Annotated in this window: 16 protein-coding genes and 1 tRNA gene; 9 read left to right on the top strand and 8 right to left on the bottom strand. The window is 67.0% G+C overall.

Annotated features, from left to right (window positions below; genetic code table 11):
• Position 1 precedes the first annotated feature (1 nt).
• Positions 2-91: transfer RNA gene (locus ACT53N_RS01565), tRNA-Ser, on the bottom strand.
• A 103-nt stretch (positions 92-194) separates the two neighbouring features.
• On the opposite strand from ACT53N_RS01565, the gene ACT53N_RS01560 reads away from it, so the two are divergent.
• The 6 genes from ACT53N_RS01560 to ACT53N_RS01535 all read left to right on the top strand — a co-directional run bounded on the left by ACT53N_RS01560 (position 195) and on the right by ACT53N_RS01535 (position 4,884).
• Positions 195-1,178 (top strand): septal ring lytic transglycosylase RlpA family protein, encoded by a 984-nt coding sequence (locus ACT53N_RS01560; RefSeq protein ID WP_476062239.1) that lies wholly within the window; start codon positions 195-197, stop codon positions 1,176-1,178.
• Between the two features lie 46 nt (positions 1,179-1,224).
• Positions 1,225-1,851, top strand: a complete 627-nt coding sequence (gene tmk / locus ACT53N_RS01555) for a dTMP kinase (RefSeq protein ID WP_476062238.1) — start codon at positions 1,225-1,227, stop codon at positions 1,849-1,851.
• The gene (locus tag ACT53N_RS01550; RefSeq protein ID WP_476062237.1) at positions 1,848-2,858 is read left to right on the top strand and encodes a DNA polymerase III subunit delta'; all 1,011 of its coding nucleotides are present in this window, start codon (positions 1,848-1,850) and stop codon (positions 2,856-2,858) included. Before tmk ends, ACT53N_RS01550 begins: the two co-directional genes overlap by 4 nt.
• Entirely contained in the window at positions 2,855-3,643 is a 789-nt protein-coding gene (locus tag ACT53N_RS01545; RefSeq protein WP_476062236.1) for a TatD family hydrolase, read from the top strand. Before ACT53N_RS01550 ends, ACT53N_RS01545 begins: the two co-directional genes overlap by 4 nt.
• Positions 3,640-4,452, top strand: a complete 813-nt coding sequence (locus ACT53N_RS01540; RefSeq protein ID WP_476062235.1) for an MBL fold metallo-hydrolase — start codon at positions 3,640-3,642, stop codon at positions 4,450-4,452. The genes ACT53N_RS01545 and ACT53N_RS01540 overlap by 4 nt, the downstream gene beginning before the upstream one ends.
• Positions 4,453-4,677: 225 nt before the next feature.
• The gene (locus ACT53N_RS01535) at positions 4,678-4,884 is read left to right on the top strand and encodes a hypothetical protein (RefSeq protein WP_096051306.1); all 207 of its coding nucleotides are present in this window, start codon (positions 4,678-4,680) and stop codon (positions 4,882-4,884) included.
• A 150-nt stretch (positions 4,885-5,034) separates the two neighbouring features.
• On the opposite strand, the gene ACT53N_RS01530 is transcribed toward ACT53N_RS01535, so the two are convergent.
• Positions 5,035-5,667: an arylesterase gene (locus tag ACT53N_RS01530; RefSeq protein WP_476062234.1), complete on the bottom strand. Its 633-nt coding sequence runs from the start codon at positions 5,665-5,667 to the stop codon at positions 5,035-5,037.
• A 57-nt stretch (positions 5,668-5,724) separates the two neighbouring features.
• Here ACT53N_RS01530 and ACT53N_RS01525 point away from each other — a divergent pair, with 57 nt between their 5' ends.
• Together ACT53N_RS01525 and ACT53N_RS01520 are read left to right on the top strand one after the other, a co-directional pair.
• On the top strand, positions 5,725-6,411 hold the full coding sequence (locus ACT53N_RS01525) for an ABC transporter ATP-binding protein (RefSeq protein ID WP_476062233.1): 687 nt from the start codon (positions 5,725-5,727) through the stop codon (positions 6,409-6,411).
• Entirely contained in the window at positions 6,408-8,930 is a 2,523-nt protein-coding gene (locus ACT53N_RS01520) for an ABC transporter permease (protein WP_476062232.1), read from the top strand. The genes ACT53N_RS01525 and ACT53N_RS01520 overlap by 4 nt, the downstream gene beginning before the upstream one ends.
• Positions 8,931-8,952: 22 nt before the next feature.
• Here the strand turns inward: ACT53N_RS01520 and ACT53N_RS01515 are convergent, their stop codons facing one another.
• Entirely contained in the window at positions 8,953-9,972 is a 1,020-nt protein-coding gene (locus tag ACT53N_RS01515) for a glycoside hydrolase family 43 protein (protein ID WP_476062231.1), read from the bottom strand.
• Between the two features lie 214 nt (positions 9,973-10,186).
• On the opposite strand from ACT53N_RS01515, the gene ACT53N_RS01510 reads away from it, so the two are divergent.
• On the top strand, positions 10,187-11,143 hold the full coding sequence (locus ACT53N_RS01510; protein ID WP_476062230.1) for an alpha/beta hydrolase: 957 nt from the start codon (positions 10,187-10,189) through the stop codon (positions 11,141-11,143).
• A 54-nt stretch (positions 11,144-11,197) separates the two neighbouring features.
• Here ACT53N_RS01510 and ACT53N_RS01505 read toward each other — a convergent pair whose 3' ends face one another.
• From ACT53N_RS01505 to ACT53N_RS01485, 5 genes are all read right to left on the bottom strand, one after another.
• Positions 11,198-12,607 carry a glycoside hydrolase family 30 protein gene (locus ACT53N_RS01505; protein WP_476062229.1) on the bottom strand — a complete coding sequence of 470 codons (1,410 nt, stop codon included), beginning with the start codon at positions 12,605-12,607 and terminating at the stop codon, positions 11,198-11,200.
• A complete protein-coding gene (locus ACT53N_RS01500) occupies positions 12,607-14,895 on the bottom strand; it encodes a beta-glucosidase (RefSeq protein ID WP_476062228.1) in 2,289 nt (762 codons plus the stop codon). The genes ACT53N_RS01505 and ACT53N_RS01500 overlap by 1 nt, the downstream gene beginning before the upstream one ends.
• A gap of 23 nt (positions 14,896-14,918) precedes the next feature.
• Complete coding sequence (locus ACT53N_RS01495; RefSeq protein WP_476062227.1) at positions 14,919-16,442, bottom strand: tryptophan halogenase family protein; 1,524 nt, start codon at positions 16,440-16,442, stop codon at positions 14,919-14,921.
• 114 nt (positions 16,443-16,556) lie between these two features.
• Positions 16,557-19,418, bottom strand: coding sequence for a TonB-dependent receptor (locus ACT53N_RS01490; RefSeq protein WP_476062226.1), 2,862 nt, complete (start codon positions 19,416-19,418; stop codon positions 16,557-16,559).
• Positions 19,419-19,553: 135 nt separating this feature from the next.
• Positions 19,554-20,600, bottom strand: coding sequence for a LacI family DNA-binding transcriptional regulator (locus ACT53N_RS01485; protein ID WP_476062225.1), 1,047 nt, complete (start codon positions 20,598-20,600; stop codon positions 19,554-19,556).
• Positions 20,601-20,618 lie beyond the last annotated feature (18 nt).

Below are 20,618 nucleotides of genomic sequence, written 5' to 3'. Positions count from 1 at the left end.
CTGGCGGACAGGGTGGGATTCGAACCCACGGTAGGCTTCCACCTACGGCGGTTTTCAAGACCGCTGCCTTAAACCACTCGGCCACCTGTCCGGAGCAGGCGGCTATATCAGCGTGCTCGCGCCTTAACCAGACTTCAAAACAAACCTGCCAACTTTAACGCTCGGAAGGGTGCGGCCCGTCGGACGGCGATCGGATGAACCAGGGTATCGAACAGGTTTGGCGGTTTGCGCGGCGCTTTAGCCTGATGGCTTTGGCGGCCTTCAGCCTCGCCGCCTGCGCCACGCCCAAGTACGAGGTCGGCCGCACGGTGGCGACCAGTACGGGGAGCGCGCCGCGCCCGGGCTCCATGATCGGCCGTGACGGCAAGCCGCTGCGTGGGACGGAAAAGCCCTATCAGATCAAGGGTATCTGGTACTACCCGCACGAGGATAAGGACTACAACGTCACCGGGATCGGGTCCTGGTACGGCGAGCAGTTCCATAACCGCAGGACGTCGAACGGCGAGATCTTCGACATGGATCTGCCGTCGGCCGCTCACAAGACGCTGCCGTTGCCGAGCCTTGTCGAGGTGACCAACCTCGATAACGGGCGGAAGATGATTGTCCGCGTCAATGATCGGGGACCCTTTGTCGGCGACCGCATCATCGACTTGTCCAAGGCCGCCGCCGAGGAGCTGGGTTATCGCCGCCAGGGCGTCGCCCGTGTTCGGGTCAAGTATGTCGGCCCTGCGCCCCGCCGCGCCATCGAGGCTCCCCGCCAGTACGCCCAAGCCGCGCCGCCCCCACCGCCGCGACAAAGACCGTCGCTGCGCAGCTTTGAGGACATCCAGGAGCCGCCGCAGCGCGTTCAAGTCCTGCCGGCGCGCCGCGAACCGACCTGGACTCCCGCGCCGATCCAGCAGTCCGCGCCGCCGATCAATCCTCCAGATCCGGTGTTCGCGAGCAGCAAGTCGGCGTTCCGAATTCAGGCCGGCTCATTCTCAAGTCGCGAGAACGCCGAGAAGGCCGTGAGGCAGCTCACGAGCGCTGGCCGCGCGTCCATCGAAGCGATCGAGCGGGCGACAGGCACGCTGTATCGGGTCACGGTCGCCGCGGGCGAGGACGAGAGCGCGGCCTGGAACCTGCGGCAGCAGGTCGAGGCGCTGGGCTATTCCGGCGCCACCATCCTTAGGCCCTAGGCCTGCGGCCCTAGACAAGCCTCTCAAACCGGTCGAATGGAGACCGGTGACCCAGGGTTTCTTCATCAGTTTCGAAGGCGGGGAGGGGGCAGGAAAGTCCACCCAGATCCGTCGCCTCGCCGACCGCCTCAGTGCGGCCGGTCACGACGTTGTTGTCACGCGCGAGCCGGGGGGCAGCCCCGGCGCTGAGGCGATCCGCGACCTTCTGGTCAACGGCGCCGCTGATCGCTGGTCGCCCGTCACCGAGAGCCTTTTGATGTATGCGGCTCGCCGCGACCACGTCGAGCGCGTGATCAGGCCGGCCCTGGCGCGCGGCGCGGTCGTTTTGTGCGACCGCTACGCGGACTCCACGCGCGCCTATCAGGGGGCGGGCGGCGATGCGCCGGCCAGCCTGATCGCCGCCCTGGAAGAGCACGTGCTTGGCGGGACGATCCCTGTCCTCACGCTGATCCTCGACCTGCCTGCGCAGGTGGGCCTGCAACGGGCTGAAGCGCGAGGCGGCGCGGCGCGGTTTGAGTCGAAGGGCCTAGCGTTCCACGAACGGCTTCGCGCCGGCTACCTGGAGATCGCGCGTCGGGAGCCTGAGCGCTGTGTGGTGATCAACGCCGACGCCGAGCTCGACGCGGTGACGGCGGCGATCGCGGATGTGGTCGCGCAACGCCTGGGCCTGTGATGCAGGCGCCGGCTCACCCTCGCGACGTCTACCGCCTGGACGGCCAGTCGGCCGCCGAGGCGGCGTTTCTGGACGCCCTGGACCGCGGGCGGCTGCACCACGCCTGGCTGCTCACGGGCCCCGAGGGCGTCGGCAAGGCGACCCTGGCCTACCGCATGGCCCGCCGCCTCCTGGGCGCTCGTCCGGACCCGTCGCAAGGCCTGCTAGGGGCCGCGCCTTCGGACGTCGTCAGCCGTCAGGTCGCCGCGAGGTCGCATCCCGATCTGATGGTGCTGGAACGCCTGACCGATGATGGCAAGGCGCGCAAATCCATTCCGGTCGATGAAGCGCGCAAGCTGCCGGAATTCTTCGCCAATTCGCCCGCTGTCTCACCCTATCGCGTGGCCATTATCGACGCCGCCGACGACCTCAACGTCAATGCCGCCAACGCCGTGCTGAAAACGCTGGAGGAGCCGCCGGCGCGCGGCGTGATCCTGCTGATCAGCCATGTTCCGGGCAAGCTGCTGCCGACCATCCGCTCGCGTTGCCGCCGGCTCGCCATTCCCGCGCCGGGCGTGGCGGCCGCCGCCGAGATGGTCGAGCGCATGGCGGACGTTCCGCACCGCGACGCCGAACGTCTGGCGCGGATGGCCCATGGCGCGCCGGGGCGAGCGCTGCAACTGGCGGCCGCCGGGGCGATCGCCATCGACGACGCCGCCAACGAGATTCTGCGCAGCCTGCCCAAGCTCGACGAGGGCGCGCTTTTGGCCATGGCCGACACCTTCCGCGGCGCCGACGGGGCCGCCAGGTTCGAACTCTTGATGGATCGTCTTGCCGATCAGGTCCGCATCTTCGCAACCCAGGTCGCCGCCGACGGCAAGAACTCTTTGGGTCTCGACCGTTGGGCGGCGGCCTGGGAAAGGCTCTCGAGCTGGCCGGCCGAGGCCGAGGCGGTGAACCTCGACCGGGCCGATGTCTTCTGGAGTGTGATCTCGGACTTGCGCGCGGCGGCCAAGACGGCGATGTGAGCCGCATGCTCATCGACAGTCACGTAAACCTGCACGCGCCCCAGTTCGCCGAAGACAAGGACGCCGTCATCGCGCGGGCCCGCGAGGCCGGGATCGCGATGATGGTGACCATCTGCGACAAGGTCTCATCCTTCGAGGCCGTCCACGCCATCGCCATGGCCGAGCCGGATATCTGGTGCACGGTCGGCACGCACCCTCACGAAGCCAAGGAAAACCCTGCGCTGACCGCTGCGACCCTGGTGGACCTAGCCCGGCGTCCTCGTGTGGTCGGCATCGGCGAGTGCGGCCTGGATTTCCACTACGATCTTTCGCCGCGCGAAGTTCAGGCTGAGGTGTTTAGGCAGCACTGCGTCGCGGCGCGCGAGAGCGGATTGCCCTTGGTTGTTCATACCCGGGAAGCCGATGAAATCATGGGCGAGATCCTTGAGGCCGAGCACGCGGCCGGGCCGTTCAAGATCCTGATGCACTGCTACACCAGCGGGGCCGAGCTGGCCGTGCGCGCCGCTTCGCTGGGCGCCTGGTTCTCGGTCTCGGGCATAGCCACCTTCAAGGCCGCGGAAGAGGTGAGGACGGTCATCCGCGACATGCCGGCCGACCGCATCATCGTCGAGACCGACTGCCCTTATCTCGCTCCGGTTCCGATGCGCGGCCGTCGCAACGAGCCGGCCTTCCTGCCGCACATCTACGACAAGCTCGCCGAGATCCGGGGCTGGAGCCGCGCCGAGACCGAGCAGCGGACCGAAGACGCGTTCTTCGCCTTGTTCGATCGGATCCCGCGTCCATGAGCGAGGCGCTCGAGTTCACGATCCTGGGCTCTGGGTCCTCGGGCGGCGTGCCGCGTGCGGACGGCAACTGGGGCGACTGTGATCCGAGCGATCCGCGAAATCACCGGTCGCGCTGCTCGCTGCTGGTGCGTCGCCGGTCGCTGGCGGGCCCGTTGCACGAGACGACTGTCATCATCGACACCTCGCCGGACCTGCGGCTGCAGACGGCGAGGGCGGGCGTGCGCCGGATGGACGCGGCGCTGTTCACCCACGACCACGCTGATCAAGCTCACGGCATCGATGACCTGCGTCCGTTCTTCCTGAACCAGCGCGCCCGGATCCCCACCTATATGGATCAGGCCACGTACGACGGCCTGACGCAGCGCTTCACCTACATCTTCGTCAGTCAGGGCGGTTACCCTGCGATCTGCGAGCCCCGGCTGATCCCGCCGCTCGGCGTGGACTTCATGATCGAGGGGCCCAGCGGCGACATCGCGGTCCAGACCTTCGACGTGGATCACGGAGAGGTGCGCGCGGTTGGCTATCGGATCGGTGGCGTGGCCTACACGCCGGATGCGCGCGCCATCCCCGAAGAAAGCTGGTCGGCGCTGCAGGACCTGGACGTCTGGATTGTCGATGCGCTGCGCTGGACCCCGCACCCCACACACGCTCATGTCGATCTGGCCCTGGAATGGATTTCGCGCGCCAAACCCCGCCGCGCTATCCTCACCAACCTTCATATCGACCTAGATTATCAGGCGCTGGCGGCGCGTTTGCCGGCGAATGTCGAGCCAGGCTACGATGGCATGCGCTTCAGTGTTTCCGGGTAGCGTTCGGGGCTCAGGGGCGATTGGCGCATCTGCGCGTTTGCACGTATTGTGTCATCATTGCTTACCGCAGAGGCGGCGACATGACGCGTGGTCGCGTAAACCCACCGAAGCGTCGGTTCGGCGAAAACTTGGCCTTACGTAACAGCGTTGAAATAAGCTCGCCCAACAACACCGTCATAGGGACGCGGTAGAGTCATTTTCCCGAGATTCACTCGCCCAAAGACCATGGCCGAAACCGTCACCATCTCGCGCGAAGTGTTCCAACGCCTGCGGGCGCGCCTGCCGGCGGTCACGCGTGAGCATCTGTTTGACTGCTATGCGATCAGCGAAACGACCTGGACGAAGCTGCGCGACGGCAAGCCGGTGAAGCGCTCGACGCTTGATCGGGTGCTCGCCAAGCTGGCCGCTCTGGACGCTCGCGTCGCGGCCTAGGCGCTGCTTTTCCCAGAGTACCGTACGTTATGCGTTGCGCAGCTGAAGCGCGGCGAGTCGATCACTTCTATCACATATTTCCGATAATATATCTTAGGCGAAGTATGGATCATGCTATTCGCCGTCCCGTCTCGTCGGCAATGCAACAGCCTACCGGACCGCCTTGGCGACGACCGCAGCTAGCGCCTCGCCGATCTTCTTGGCGCCTTGGGCGTTGGGATGGATCCCGTCACGCTGCATCAGCGCCGGATCGCCGCTGACCCCCTCAAGAATATTGGCGTAAAGCGGCACGCCGAACGCCTTGGCCAGGCTCGGATAAATGGCGTTGAACTCACGCGCGTAGCTGGCGCCGATCCTGGGCGGCGCCGCCACGCCGACCAGCACCGCTCGCACATTGCGCGCCTTGAGCTTCTGCAGCACGCCGCGCAGGTTCGCCTTGGTCTGGGCCGGATCGACGCCTTGCAGAAGATCGTTGCCGCCCAGCGCCACCACGCAGATTTGTGTGTCTTTCGACACGCTGAAGCCGACGCGGGCCAGGCCGCCGCCGCTGGTGTCACCGGATACGCCAGCCGCCCGAACGATCGCCGATACGCCACGTCGCCCCAGCGCCGCCTGCAGCTGAGCGGGCATCGCATCGCGCGCGGGCAAGCCGAGGCCTGCGGTGATGGAGTCGCCCAGCACAGTGATCACGACCGGCTTTGGCGCGGCGGCGATCTGGCTCAGCAGGCCGATCCCTAGCAAAAAACGTCGACGATTGGGAAAACGGTGTGCGGTCGGGCTCATGCTTTCCTATGTAGTCTAGCTGCCGGCCAAACAAGGACCGGCCCTGCAGGAAAAGCCATGTCCGACGACGTTAAGCCCGCCGCGCCCCTGGTCCTCGACGCCGTCGCCCTGACCCTGCCCTCGACTGCCGGTCCCGTGAATATCCTCCGTGGCGTCGATCTCGTCGTGAACCCCGGTGAACGCGTCGCGATCATCGGTCCGTCAGGCTCTGGCAAGTCGTCGCTGATCGCTGTGGGCGCAGGCCTTGAAGAGCCGACGGCGGGCCAGGTTCGCTTGTTCGGCCAGGATCTGGCCAAGCTGAACGAGGACGGCCGCGCGCGCCTGCGACGCGGTCGCGCGGCCCTGGTCTTCCAGTCGTTCCACCTGCTGCCGAACATGACGGCCGAGGAGAACGTCGCGACGCCGCTCGAGATCGACGGCGCGCGAGACGCGATGTCCACAGCGCGCGACTGGCTCGCCCGGGTCGGCTTGGCCGGTCGCCTCACCCACTACCCCCACCAGCTCTCGGGCGGCGAGCAGCAGCGCGTCGCCCTCGCCCGCGCTCTGGCCGCCCGCCCCGCCCTGCTCTTCGCCGACGAGCCCACCGGCAATCTCGACGGCGCCACGGCGACGTCTGTCGCGGACCTGATGTTCAACCTGGCGTCCGAGGTCGGCGCGGCGATGGTGATGGTCACCCACGATCCCGTGCTGGCCACCCGGGCTGACCGGATCGTGCGGATGGCCGACGGACGGATCGTCTCGTGAGCCGTACGCCCCTCGCCTTCCGCCTCGCCGCTCGCGAACTGCGCTCGGGCGTACGCGGCTTTCGTATCTTCCTGGCCTGCCTGGCGCTGGGCGTCGCGGCGATCGCGGCGGCCGGCTCGACCGCTGAAGCCTTCCGCCAGGGGCTGGCCAGCCAGGCGCGCGAGATCCTGGGCGGCGACCTGGCGTTCTCGATCGAGAACCGCGATTTCACGCCTAAAGAGCGACAGGCCTTCGACAAGCTGGGCGTGACCACCTACGCCGCCACCGCCCGCGCCATGGCTCAGGCGCCGAGCGGCGAGCGGCGACTGGTCAATCTGCGCGGCGTGGACGGACAGTTTCCGCTCGCCGGCGCCGTGACGCTCGAAGGCGCGCCGAACCTGCAGGCCGCCCTGGCCGATCGAAACGGCGTGCCGGGCGCGGCGGTGGAGCCTGCGCTCTTGGATCGCCTGAACCTGAAGATCGGCGACCGGTTCGAGGCCGGCCCCATGACCCTGATCGTGGGCGCGCGATTGACTGGCGAGCCCGACGGCCTGTCGCGGGGCTTCGCCATCGCGCCCCGCGTGCTGGTCAGGGGCGAGGTGCTGGAGCGATCCGGCCTCCTGGCGCCCGGCGGCCTGACCAGCCGGACCGTCCGTGTCGCGCTCTCGCCCGATCAGGATCCTCGCGCCATCGGCAAGGCGGTGCAGGCTTCGCTTCCAGACTCTCGGATGCGGGTGCGAGACCGACTTGACGCCGCGCCAGGCGCGCGCCGGCTGATCGACCAACTCGAATACTTCCTGGGCTTCATCGGCCTCGCCTCGCTGGTCGCAGGCGGTCTCGGCGTCGCGGGAGCGGTCTCCGCCTACCTTTCGGCGCGAGAGCCGGCGATCGCCGTCCTGAAGGCCCTGGGCGCGCAGAGCGGCCTGATCCGCGATCTGCATCTGATCCAGATCGCGGTTCTCGCCTTGCTGGGGATCGCGATCGGCCTTGTCGTCGGCGGCGCCGCGCCTCTGATCCTGGGGCAGCTGGCGGGCTCGAGCCTGCCGGTGCCGGCGCTGTTCAAGGTCTATCCCCTGCCCCTGGCCAAGGCCGCGCTGTTCGGCCTTCTGGCTGCGGCGGCCTTCTCTTTGCTGCCCCTGGCGCGAGCGCGAACCACGCCGCCTTCGGCCCTGTTCCGGCGCGCGCCCAAGGGACGGCTGCCATTTGGCGTCGAGACAATCGGCGCTGCCTTGGCCGGCCTGGGCCTGGCCGCGCTGGCGGTCGTCACCGCCCCGACTGCGATGGCCGCCGCGATCATGATCGCCGGTGTGGCGGTGTCGTTCGGCTTGCTGGCCGCGCTGGGGCGCTCCGCCGCCTGGGCGGCCGGTAAGGCGCGTGGCCTGACCCGAGGCCCCGCCAAGTTGGGGCTCGCCAATCTGGCCGGCCCCCGCTCAGCCGCCCGAACAGCCAGCCCGGCGATCGGTCTGGGCGTGGCGCTCCTAGCGTGCGTTGTGCTGATCCAGTCGGCGCTTCTGGCCCAGGTCAGCGACGTAGCCCCGCGCACCGCCCCGGCCATGGTGTTCACCGAGATCCCGGCCGATCAGGCTGCAGCCTTCGACGCGACGGTGGCGTCCGTCCTCGGTCCGCTGAACGAGGACACCTATCTGCGCATGCCGTTCGTGACGGGCCGCATCATTGCGGTGAAGGGCAAGCCGATCGACCCGAAGAGCGTAAAGCCCTCGGCGCGATGGGCGTTCGATAACGACATCAGCCTGTCGACCCTGGGCAAGGAGCCTAAAAACGCCGGTGTCGTCGCCGGACGCTGGTGGGCCTCGAACGACGCCGGTCCGCCCAAGCTGGCCTTGAGCGCCGAGATCGCGGAAGCCGCCGGTCTCGCGCTGGGCGACACGGTCACCCTGCTGGTTCTCGGACAGGAGATCGAGGCTCGGATCACGGTGTTGCGGAAGGTGGAGTTCGGCGGCTTTGGCCCGAACTTCAACCTGATCCTCAACCCCGCAACGCTGGAGGGCGCCGAACTTCGCAGCGTAGCCATCGCGCGGATGGACAAGGCCCAGGAAGCCGCCCTCACCCGCAAGCTTGGCCAGACCCTGCCGACGGTCAACGTGATCAGCGTGCGCGAGCAGTTGGAGTCGGCCGCCGCCCTCTTCGACCGTCTGGCCCTGGCGGTTCGCGGCGCTGCGGCGGTGGCGGGCCTGGCGGGCCTGCTGGTGCTGGCTGGCGCTATTGCGGCCGGAGCAAGGGCCCGGGCGCGCGAGGCGGCCACCCTGAAGGTGCTGGGCGCCACCCGAGGTCAGATCCTCCTGGCTTACGTGATCGAATATGGCGCCGTCGGGCTGATCGCCGGAGCGGCCGGCGTGCTGTTCGGCTTCGCTGCGGCTTGGCCTGTCGTGGTCAAGGTCTTCGAGGCGACTTGGAGCGTCGACTGGAGCGGCGTCCTGGCTCTGTTGGCGGGCGCGACGGGCCTTGCGACCCTCGGCGGTCTCATCGCCGCCAGCTTGGCCCTTGCGCAAAGGCCGGCGCCGGTTCTGCGGGGCGACTAGCGCTCCGCAGAAGCGGTCTGGCTCACTTCGCCGGAACGACCGTCGCCACAAAGGAGCCGGCTCGGTCGGTCTGGATCACCGGCTTCATCGTGCCGTCGGGATTGTAGCTGAGCGGCTCAACAGTGACCGCACGGCGTCCGATCGCCCCGTTCAGGTCGCCGATCGTCAGGGTCGCGTTGTGCAGGAAGATGTACCAGGCGCCCTTGAACTGCACGATTCCGGGATGGATCGTGAAGCTGTACTTGCCTGAGCCTGTCAGCAGCCCGCGATAGGTCCATGGCCCCGTAATGGCCGGCGCGGTGGCGTAGGACACGTGCTCATCGCGCTGGGTGGACCGATCCAGAGAGGCGTAGGTCAGGTAGTACAGCCCGTCGCGCTTGTGCAGCCACGGCCCCTCCTCGAAATGCGGCGGGGTGATCTCGGTGATCGGGCCGTCGATCTCGATCATGTTGGGCTTGAGCTTGGCGATGTAGCATTGCCGATTGCCCCAGGCGATCCAGGTTGTGCCGTCATCATCGGTCCAGACCGTCGGATCGATATCCTCCCAGCTGTGCGTGCCCTTGGGCGTCATGTCATTGGTGATCAGCGCCGAGCCACGCGCGTCGACGAACGGTCCGGTCGGGCTGTCGGACACCGCCACCGCGATCGCCTTGCCAGGTCGCGTCTTGTCGTGCTCGACGGCGGCGTAGAAATAGAACTTGCCGTTCTTCTGGATCGCCTGCGACGCCCAGGCGTCCTTCTGCGCCCACTTGAAGTCAGCGACCTTCATGATCGGCGGATGCGAGGTCCACGTCTTCATGTCGGTGGTGGAATAGACCAGCCACTCGCGCATGTTGAACATCTCGTCACGCTGCGCTTCGTCACGGCCGACATAGAGATACAGGCGATCGCCGACGACCAGCGGCGCGGGGTCGGCCGTGAACTTGTCGCGGAAGATCGGGTTGGCGCCCAGGGGCAGCCAGCCCCCCTCCTCTGCGGCGAGGCTTGGCCCGCTCAGGCTTGCGATCAAGGCCAGCGTGGCCGCGGCGAGCTTCAGCTTCATCATGCGCCTCCCAAACGACGGTTGACATTTACTCGGACAAATCAAAGCGTCAACGCCAATGGGAAGCGGAGTTGGCGCGACAACATGCACCGAACCTCTGGCGTTTCGCGGATTATTTTGTCAGACATGAATGGATTAGGGGCACGCGCCAGATGACAGCGAACGGTGGCAAACCGGGCTTGGCGCGTGGTCAGCATGCGAAAGGGAGAGACGCATGGACAGCAAGGTGCAGCGCTCGCGCGGGCTGCGAACATCTATGGGTGTGGCTCTGGCCACGTTTGCGTTGTGCGTCGCGACGGCGGGCGCTACGGCCGCCCAGAATGACAAGATGACCCCGATCGCAATTCCGGCGCAGCCGACCGCCATCGCGCTCGGTACGGGTCCCCTGCCCGGCGCGACGGCTGCGGAGTCCTGGCACAGCCAGTATGGCAGCGTCTTCGCCCGCAATGTCACTGAGGCGACGCTGACGCCGTTCCTGCCCGATCCCGCCAAGGCGACGGGCGCGGCGGTGATCATCGCGCCGGGCGGCGGCTTCCGCACTCTGTCGATGGAGAACGAAGGCTGGGACGCCGCGCGCGCCCTGGCCGACAAGGGCGTCGCCGCGTTCGTCCTCAAGTACCGCCTCAACCAGACGCCGCCTGACATGGCGGGCTTCGAGCGGTCGATGCAGGAGATGTTCTCTGGAACGGCCCAACGTCCCCGACCCGATCCGCAGGCGGCGATGGCGGGCCTGGCGCCGCAACTGGCCGACTCTCGCGCCGCCTTCGCTCTGGTTCGCAAGCGCGCAGCCGAATGGCGGGTGGATCCGGACCGCATCGGCATGCTCGGCTTTTCGGCCGGCGCCATGCTGACCCTGGCGACGACCCTGAGCGGCAATGACGCCAAACCCGCCTTCATCGGCCTGATCTATGGCCCGTTGTCGCCGGTCGCGACCCCGGCCGACGCGCCGCCGATGTTCGTGGCGTTGGCCGCCGATGATCCCTTCTTCGCCAACAGCGGCTTTGGCCTGATCGACAGCTGGCGCGCCGCCAAGCGTCCCGCCGAGTTCCATCTGTATGAACAGGGCGGCCACGGCTTTGGCATGTACCCGAAGACCACCACCAGCACCGGCTGGTTCGACGCCTATGTTCGCTGGATCGGCATGCACGGCATGCTGAAGCCCAAGGGCTGAACCGATAGCGCGGCCGGCGCCTTGGGGCGCCGGCCATTGACTACCAGACGAAGACTACCAGACGAAGGTGCCGGCGGACCTTGCGGGCAAGGCCAGTTTGAACCGCGCGCCCGCTGACGCGATGGCGAAGTCGGCTGCGGCGGTCGACACGTTCAAGACGATCAAGACCCGTTGGCCGTCGGGGTTCTGGAACGCGACGGTTCGCAGCCCCTCGACCTTGGCCGGCGAGCCGATCCGCACCGCGCCGGGCTTCACGAAGCGGCTGGCGTGGCCGAAGGCGTAATACTCCTGGGTGCGGGTCACCGCGCCGGTCTGGCTGTTGATCGAGACCACCCCGCGACAGTCGCCGCATCCGCCGGCGTGCGGTCCGAACTTTTCGTCCAGCGCCAGGTTCCACATCAGTACGCCGCGCGCGCCGCCGCGCGTCGAGCCGATGATCAGCTGCTCGACCATCCAAGAGAAGCTCTCGTCGAACTTCGGCGCCCACTCGCCGCCCGAACACTCTGTGAAGAACACCTCCTTGTCCGGATAAGCCGCGCGCACCTTGTCCTGCGCCGAGACGTCGCCGGCGTAGCAGTGCCAGGCCACGCCCGTCAGGAACGCCCTGGCCTTCGGATCGGCCAGCACCGCCAGCGGCTGCTGCGGCTGGTCCCAGTTGTGGTCCCAGTCGAGCACGCGAGTCCTGATCCTCTCGCGCTGAAACGCCGGGGCCAGATGCTCGCCAAAGAACCGCGCGCGGTCCTGAGGGAGCCATCGCATGCCCGGATAGTTCTCGGGTTCGAAATCCGGCTCGTTCTGGACGCTGAGATAGTCGGTTGGCACGCCGACCTTGGCGGCTTCGCGGATATAGCGGGCGAAGAAGCGGGCGTAGACCGGATAGGCCTCGTCCTTCAACTGACCTTTGACCAGCGAGCCGGTGGTCTTCATCCAGGCGGGCGCGCTCCAGGGCGAAGCCATCAGCTTCAGGTCAGGATTGATCTTCAGAGCCGCGCGGACGGTGGGAAACACGTGCTGCTGGGGCCTCGCCAGCGAGAAGTGCTTCAGGTCCGGATCCGGCGCGCCGCCCGGCGTGTCGTTGAGGCTGTAGTGGTCCAGCGAGAAGTCGGACGCGCCGATCGTGACGCGGGTGAAGCTGAAGCCCAGACCGCCCTCCCCGCGTCCGAACAGTTCGCGCAGCAGGGCGTCGCGATCGGCGGGCTTGAGCTTGGTCTGGATCAGCCAGGCCGAGGCGTCGGTGATCGACGCGCCGAAGCCCACCATGGACTGGTGGCGCTCCTGCGCATCGACGGCGATCACCGGCAGTCCGGAGAGCTCCTCGATTGACGAGGCCGCCACAGGCGCTTGCGCGTTCAGCAACTGGCTCCTGTCGCCGGTCGTCACCCAGGCGCGGATCTTGGGCGCGGCCAGGACCGGCGAGGTCGCGGCAAGTGCCGCGACCGTCAGGGCAACAGAGCGCAGGCGCATCAGGGCTTCCTCGACCAGGCCTTCAATTTGGCGCTGCCGGTCAGGACCGGCTCGCCCGCATTGCGGCCCACATACAGGGGATAGGTCCCCGCCGCGATAGTCCAGCCCGGCTTGGCGGTGTCGTAGTCGGCCAGGATGCGCGGCTCGACGCTCAGGGTGACGCGCTGGGTCTGGCCCGGGGCCAGATCGACCTTCTGGTAGCCGGCCAGGCGCAGCATGGCCTTGCGCTGGCCCGAGGTGACATAGAGCTGGGGCGTGTCGGCGCCGGCGACCTTGCCGGTGTTGGTGACGTCGAAGCTCACCTTCAGGTCATCGCCGTCCTCGATCTTGAGGTTCTTGTAGCCGAACGTCGTGTAGGAAAGGCCGTAGCCGAACGGATAGAGCGGCTGGCGCTTTTCCTGGGCGTGCCAGCGGTAGCCGACCGCCGCACCTTCAACGTAGCGCACAGGGAAGCCCTTGATCGGACCCGCCTTCTGGCCGGCCCGGCGGGCGTCGTCGATGGCCGCCTGTTCGGCGAAACCGGGGGCGCTGGCGCGCGGCGCCTGGTCCTCGGTCTTCGGGAAGGTCATGGCCAGGCGACCCGACGGATTGACCTCGCCAAACAGCAGGCGCGCGATCGCTTGCCCGCCGCGCTGGCCCGGATACCACGCCTGCAGCACCGCCCCGACCTTGTCGAGCCAGGGCATCAGCACCGGACCGCCGGTCTCGAGCACGACGACCGCGTTTTTGTTGGCCCCCGACACCGCCTCGATCAGGGCGTCCTGGTTGTCAGGGAGCGCGATCGACGGCGCGTCCTGGGCCTCGGTCTGCCAGTGCCAGGCGAAGATGATGGCCACGTCGGCGCCTTTGGCGGCGGCCGCTGCGGCGAAGGGGTCCTTGCCGTCGACATAGGTCACCTCGGCGCCCGGATTAGCGGCCTTGATCGCTTGCAGCGGCGAGGACGCGTGCCAGGTGACGCGTACAAACGAGGCCGCCTCGCCGCCGTTCAGCGGGATCTCGACCGGCGCGCCGCCCACCGAGCGGACCTGCGAAGAGCCGCCGCCCGAGAGCACGCCGACATCGGCGTGGGCCCCGATCAGCACGATCTTCTGGGCGGTCTTGGCCAACGGCAGCAGGCCGCGATCGTTCTTCAGCAGCACCGAGCCGCGCTCGGCGACGGTCTGGGCGACGTTGGCGTGAGTGTCGTAGTCGATCGGCTGGGCGGTCGCCGGGGTCGGGTTGTCCATCAGGCCCGAGCTGATCACCCCGTGCAGGATGCGGCGAACCATGTCGTCGACACGGGCCTGGCTGACCTCGCCCTTGGCCACGGCGGCCTTCAGGTCGTCGCCGAAGAAGATCTGGGTGTCGAGCTCCTGGCCCGACTGCTGGTCCAGCCCGGCCAGCGCGGCCTTGACCGTGCTGTGCACCGCGCCCCAGTCCGACATCACCCAGCCCGGATAGTTCCAGTCGCGCTTGAGCACCTTGTTGAGCAGGAAGTCGTTCTCGCAGGCCCAGTCGCCATTGACCTTGTTGTAGGCGCACATGACCGAGGCGGGGTTGCTCTTCTCGATCGCGATCTGGAAGGCCAGGAGGTCGCTCTCGCGCAGGTCCGCCTCATCGATCTGGGCGTCCATCACGTGGCGACCGGTCTCCTGGGCGTTCAGCGCGAAGTGCTTGATCGTCGAGACGATGTTGTTGGACTGAACGCCCTTGATCTGTTCGGCGACCATCTCGCCGGCCAACAGGGGATCCTCGCCCAGATACTCGAAGTTCCGCCCCGCCCACGGATCGCGCGTCAGGTTCACTCCGCCGGCCAGCAGCACATTGAACGTCTTGGCGCGAGCCTCGGCGCCGATCATCGCGCCGCCCTCGAACGCCAGTTTCGGCTCGAAGGTCGAGGCCAGGGCCAGGCCCGACGGCAGGGCCGTGGCCACGTCGCCCTTGCGCTGCTCCACCTGATTGGCGACGCCGAGGCTGGCGTCGCTTTCACGCAGGGTCGGGATCTTCAGGCGCGGGACGCCGGGCACATAACCCGCCGAGGGGATCATGTCGGCGGGCGCCGGCTTGGTGTTGGGCGGAAAAAGACCGTGCAGGTAGGTGATCTTCTCGTCGAGCGTCATCTGCTTGACGAGGGCGTCGGCGCGCACCCAGGCTGGATCGTTCGCCCGAGCGACCAGAGGCGCGCTGTCCTGCGTTGGCATCACCTGCGCGACCGCGCCCGACATGGGCAGGAATGCCAGCAACGCCACGGCGGCGGTTGTCCGGCGCAGGATCCGCAAGGCGGATGAAGGCTGGGCGGCGGTCGTCATGGCGATACTCCGGGTAAGCGTGGCTATGAGGTGGGAACGGGCGTGAGCGGCGGCGCTAGGCAAGCGTGCGCGACGAACTCGGCGTGAGAGGGCATCACGTTCAGGCACTTGCCGATGACCCTCTCGATATCGCCGAGGAATTGAGCGATCTCGTCGTCGGACTGGACGCGGACGAGCGGGTCGTAGGCCTGCGGGATGACGCCTTGGCCCAGGAACACCTGGATCCAGCTTTCCTCGGTGAAGAGCTCGTCGTCCTCTCGGAACACGCGGCCATTGGCGCGGAAGAGATCCATTTTCCGCTGCAGCGTGGCGGGGATCTCCATGTCGCGGCAGTAGCGCCAGAACGGGCTGTCGTCGCGCTCGGTGGCCTTGTAGTGCAGGATGATGAAGTCGCGGATCCGCTCGTACTCGAAGTCGCTCTGGCGGTTGAACTCGTCGATCGTCGCCTGATCGAAACCAGCGTCCGGCAGCAACCGCACCATGCGGATCACCGCTGACTGGATCAGGTGCAGGCTGGTCGACTCCAAGGGTTCCAGGAAGCCGCTGGCCAGACCGATCGAGACGCAGTTCTTGTTCCAGATCTTCTTGCGCTTGCCGGTCTTGAACCGGATGCGCAGCGGATCGGCGCGCTGGGCGCCGTCGAGGTTCGACAGCAGGACGCGCTCGGCCTCGTCGTCGTCGATGTACTGGCTGGAATAGACGTGGCCGTTGCCCGTGCGGTGCTGCAGCGGGATGCGCCACTGCCAGCCGGCCGAGTGCGCGGTGGAGCGCGTGTAGGGCGTGAAGTGCTCCGAGCGATCGCAGGGCACGGCGACCGCGCGATCGCAGGGCAGCCAGTGCGTCCAGTCCTCGTAGCCCGTCTTGAGCGCCTGCTCGATGATCAGGCCCCGGAACCCCGAGCAGTCGACAAAGAGGTCGGCGGTGATCACCTCGCCGTCGTCCATCGTCACCGACTGCACGAAGCCGTCGTCTGGACGCAGGGTCACGTAGACGATCTTGCCTTCGCGGCGCTTGACGCCGCGCGCCTGGGCGTAGGTCGACAAGTGCTTGGCGTAGAGGCCCGCATCGAAATGGAAGGCGTGCGCGATATGGCCGATCGGCGAGTCCGCCATATCGGCCCGGGCGCGCATGAACTTGTTGCTCAGCGCCATCGCGTTGTTGATCGACAGGTTGTTGAAGTCGCCCGCCCGGCCCAGCGCCCGCATTCGCAGCCAGTACTGGTGGCAGCGCAGCCAGCCCAGGTCCTGGCCAATGACGCCAAAGCCGTGGAGATAGCTCTCGCCCTGCCGCCACCAGTTCTTGAACTGGATGCCCAGCTTGAACGAGCCCTGCGTCTTGCGCAGGAAGTCGTCCTCGTCCAGCCCGAGCAGTTCGTTGAACTTCTTGATGGCGGGGATGGTCGCCTCCCCCACCCCGACCGTGCCGATCTCCTCGGACTCGACGAGGACGATCTCGTAAAGACCGTGGAACAGGCGCGAGCAAAGCGCGGCCGTCATCCAACCGGCGGAGCCGCCGCCGGCGATCAGAATCTTCTTGAGCGGTTGCAACCACCCGCCTCCCGTTAGGTCGAAGGTCGGGATCGCCTTGCGACGACCCCGCCCCGATAGGTTCTTGCCTGGCGAACAGGTCCGCTGGGGAGAGCGACCCGTTCAGCCCCTTGCCTAGAACCGATAGTTCAAGCCGAACAGGATCTGACGGCCGTACTTTTCGTAGGTTTCGGGCAGCGCGCCGCCGCCGCTGGTCTTGGTCCCGCCGCCATCCAGGCCCAGACGGGTCCGGTACGGCGAGTTGGTCAGGTTGTTGACCTGCAGCAACAAGCCCAGGTTTTCCATCGGCCCGTCCTGGAAGGTGTAGCCGATCTGGGCGTCGACCTGCTTGTCGGCCAGGATCTCGGTGAAGCCGCGCGTGGCGAACAGCTGCACCACCTCGCCCTTGAAGGCCGAGCGATAGCGCTGGCTGATCCGCGCTTGGAAGCCGGCGCGCTCATAGTAACCCGTCACGTTGTAGACCGTGCCTGACAGGCCCGGAATGCGGACCTTCTGCTTGGGGTCGGTGCTGGTGGTCGGGTTCAGGTTCGACTTGGTCAGCGAAAGGCTGCCCTGCATGCCGAAGCCCTTCAGCAGGTCGGCGAACTGGCCAAGGTCGACCGCGCCGCTGAACTCCAGCCCCTTGACCACGCCGCCGTTGCCGTTGGCCGGCAGGGTGATCTGGCCGATCGGGCTGATGGTGATGCCCGGCGGGATCGCCGTCGCCGTTGTCGGCAGCGGGATGCCGGTGAAGTCGAACTTGCCGCTCTGCGAGTAGATGTAGGTGTCGAGCTTCTTGTAGAAGCCGGCCACCGAGACGTAGGTCGCGGGGCTGACGTACCACTCGTAGGCAAGGTCCGCGGCCTTCGCCATCCAGGGCTTCAGGTTCGGGTTACCGCCGCTGGCCGACCACGGATTGACTGTCGTCCCCGGCGCGCAGGGCTGGCCCGAGCAGACCAGAGAGTTGAAGCCCGGCGTCACGTTGGCGCGCATGTCGTCCATGCGCGGACGCGCCATGGTCTTGGACAACGCAAAGCGCAGGCGATGGCCGCCGCCCAGATCATAGATCAGGTTCATGCTGGGCAGAACGTCGGTGTAGTCGTCCTTGACGTTGATCTTGGTGGGCGTGATCGGCTTGCCCGGTTCGGTGCCGTTGATCACGACGCCCGAAGACGCTTGCTCCTGCTTGACCACCTGAACGCCGAGGTTGCCGCGCAGGTCGCCAGCCTGGAAGTTGGCGCGCGCGAAGAAGGTCGTGACCTTCTCGGTGATGTCCCAGGTCTTGTCGTAGTAGTTGGCGTCGAGGATCGGCGCCCAGTTATAATACTTGCGCCAGACGTCGCCGATGTTGACGCTTAGCACCCCGCCGAACCCGGCGAAGCCCAGCTGGGTCGGATCGACGAGATCGGCCGCGTCGACATAGACCTGTTGGCGACCGTTTTTCAGGAACAGGTCGTTGTCCGAGACCGTCTTACCCTTATCGCGCTTGGTGTGGTTCACGCCCGCGCTGACCTGGGTGATGAAGCCGTCCAGCTCGTGTTCGAGGTGAACGTCGATCGTGGTGACATCTTCCTTGACCTGCGGGAAGCGAATGGCGCCGTCGTGGCCCCAGCCGCCCCACGGCGCGCGGTCGCCCAGCGTCACCTTGCTGGCGTCGGCGTAGTTGAAGCCCTCGTCGTACTGCGAGAAACCGTTATCGGCGACCTGGAAGCCGATCTTGTCGAACACGCGGCCGATGTCCGGCGTGCTCGGGGTCACGCCGCCGACGCCGCGGCCGTAACCAGCGTACGTCTCCATGATCTGTTCCTTCCGCTTGTTGGACGAATAGGACAGATCGGCGACCAGCTTGGTGCGCTCGGAGAGCTGGAACTCGTTGTTAAGCCCGGCCGCGAACAGCTGGTCCATGCGGGTGTTGTAGTCGTTACGAAGCTGCGGAACTGCGTTGTTCAGCAGCCCGCTGCGGGCGAACTGAGAGCCGCCCAGATCCTCGGTCTTCACGTTGGTGAAGGTGGCGCCGTCGGCCCAACCGTTTGAGAACCACTGCGCCCCGCGCGTGGTCTCCTTCTGGCGGAAGGTCGAATAGTAGAGGTCCAGCGTCGAATGGATCTGGTCGTTCGGCTGGTACTCGAAGATGCCGATGACGGCGTCGCGCTTGTTCAGGCGCGAGGTCGCAAACAGCTCCTGGCCGTTCAGGATCAGGGCATTGTCGGCGCTGTCCGGCGTAACGGCGAAGCCGAAGGCCTCATAGCCGTAAGCCTTGTAGTGCTTCACCTGCGACGGCGAATCCAGGTGGGCGTAGCCAAGCGCCACGCCGAACGTGCCGTCGGCGAACTGGTTGATGTAGCTGGCGCTATAGCGGCCGCCCCAGTTGCTGACGTCGTCATTCAGCTTCTTGCCGGCGGTCTTCTCGCCACGAATGTTGACCGCGAGCGCGCGCTTGCCGAATTCCAGCGGACGCACGGTGCGCAGGTCGGCCGTGCCCGACAGGCCCATGCCCGAGACCTGGGCGTCAGGGGTCTTGTAGATCACCACGCTGGACAACAGTTCCGACGGATACTGGTCGAACTCGACAGCGCGGTTATCACCGGAGCTGGCCTGCTGGCGACCGTTCAGCAGCGTCGTGGTGAAGTCCGGGGCGAGGCCGCGGATCGAGATAACCTGCGCACGGCCGTTGACCCGCTGCGCGGCCAGACCCGGCAGACGCGCGATCGACTCGCCAATCGAGACGTCGGGCAGCTTGCCGATGTCCTCGGCCGAGACGGCCTCGACGATCGAGGTCTCGTTCTTCTTGATGTTGATCGAGTTCTGGATGCCGGCCTTGATGCCGGTTACGACGATGGCTTCGACAGCGTCGTCTTCGGGCGTCGTCTTCTGAGGCGCGGTTTGCGCCCAGGCGGCGCCCGATCCGGCCAGAGCCAGGGTGATCGCAGCGGCCGAAGCCGTGCCGTAGAATCGCTTGTTGGACGGACGCGCGCCGCTGTTGGTGCGGTTTCGCATTAGCTCTCCCCCTCTGATCTCGCCCTGCTACGGCGACGTATCGTTCTCGTTGTCAGGCTCAATAGCCGTGAAAGCGCCTCTATGGAAGCGCTTCCAATTGCGCTCAGGGCGACAACGTTGTCAAGATCAGTCGATCTAGAGCGCGGGGGCGGTCGTGGTTTGCCGCGTGACGACGGCGTGCTCGAGCTCGTCGAAGATCGCCGCGTTGGAGACGTTCACGCCGGTCAAGCGCGCCACCAGAAGTTCGACGGCGCGCTGGCCAAGGACCTTCACCGGCTGGTGCACGGTGGTGAGCGGCGGCCAGACGATGCCGGCGACCGGGGCGTCATCGAACCCCGTGATCGACAAGTCCTGCGGGATGCTGAGACCCCGCGCGTGGGCTGCGGACAGCACGCCCGCCGCCATGTCGTCATTGGCGCAGACCAGCGCGGTGGGCTTGAGCGGATGGTCGAGAAGCTCCGGCGCTAGGCGGGTGCCGGATCGGAACGTGAAATCGCCCCGCAGGACGACACAGTCGCCCTCCCCCAACCCTTGCTCGGCGAGCGCCTTGCGAAAGCCCCGGAGGCGGCGGTCGGCCGAAAGGTGCCCTTCCAGGCCGGCGATGAAGCCGAATCGCCGATGACCCAGGCGCAGGAGCTCGCGGGTCATGTCGTAGCCGCCGGCCTCGTCGTCGACGCCGACCCCGTCGGCCTTCCCGCGTCCAGGCCCGCCGGGCGAGACCGTCACGACCTTGCAGCCTTGGGCGAGCGCCGCCTCGATCAGCGCCACGTCGTCGCTGTAGGGCGGTGACAGGATCAGGCCTTCGCAGCGCTGGGTCTTGATCAGATCCAGGATCCGCTTCTCACGATCCGGCGTCTGTTGCGGAACATTCTGGACCAGAACCTGATAGCCCAGCGCCAGGCAGGCTCGCAGCGCGCCCAGCTCCAGCGCGGACTCGTAGTAGGAGTTCGGCTCGTTTTCGGGGTCGGACGCAAAGACAAACGCCAGCAACCGGCTGGCCCCGCCCGCGAGGCTACGAGCCTGCGGATTGACCTTGTAATCCAGTGTCTCGACCGCCTGCATCACCCGCGCGCGAACCTCGTCGCGAACGTTTGGGCCGCCATTCAGCACCCGCGAGACCGTCACGCGCGCCACGCCCGACAGCCGGGCGACATCGTCGATTGTGGGTCTTTTGGTGGTCAAATGGGCTCCCCCTACGAG

This window comes from Caulobacter sp. DMC95, assembly GCF_056313785.1.
Note: the sequence above shows the minus strand (reverse complement) of the source record. Positions and strands in the feature narration are given on the sequence as shown.

What these genes read in the sequence shown, in the direction of transcription:
- ACT53N_RS01510 (WP_476062230.1), top strand. Translation starts at nt 10,187, where the DNA reads ATGGACAGCAAGGTGCAGCGCTCGCGCGGGCTGCGAACATCTATGGGT.
- ACT53N_RS01525 (WP_476062233.1), top strand. Translation starts at nt 5,725, where the DNA reads ATGTCCGACGACGTTAAGCCCGCCGCGCCCCTGGTCCTCGACGCCGTC.
- ACT53N_RS01490 (WP_476062226.1), bottom strand. Translation starts at nt 19,418, where the DNA reads ATGCGAAACCGCACCAACAGCGGCGCGCGTCCGTCCAACAAGCGATTC.
- ACT53N_RS01505 (WP_476062229.1), bottom strand. Translation starts at nt 12,607, where the DNA reads ATGCGCCTGCGCTCTGTTGCCCTGACGGTCGCGGCACTTGCCGCGACC.
- ACT53N_RS01515 (WP_476062231.1), bottom strand. Translation starts at nt 9,972, where the DNA reads ATGAAGCTGAAGCTCGCCGCGGCCACGCTGGCCTTGATCGCAAGCCTG.
- ACT53N_RS01530 (WP_476062234.1), bottom strand. Translation starts at nt 5,667, where the DNA reads ATGAGCCCGACCGCACACCGTTTTCCCAATCGTCGACGTTTTTTGCTA.
- ACT53N_RS01560 (WP_476062239.1), top strand. Translation starts at nt 195, where the DNA reads ATGAACCAGGGTATCGAACAGGTTTGGCGGTTTGCGCGGCGCTTTAGC.
- ACT53N_RS01540 (WP_476062235.1), top strand. Translation starts at nt 3,640, where the DNA reads ATGAGCGAGGCGCTCGAGTTCACGATCCTGGGCTCTGGGTCCTCGGGC.
- ACT53N_RS01535 (WP_096051306.1), top strand. Translation starts at nt 4,678, where the DNA reads ATGGCCGAAACCGTCACCATCTCGCGCGAAGTGTTCCAACGCCTGCGG.
- ACT53N_RS01500 (WP_476062228.1), bottom strand. Translation starts at nt 14,895, where the DNA reads ATGACGACCGCCGCCCAGCCTTCATCCGCCTTGCGGATCCTGCGCCGG.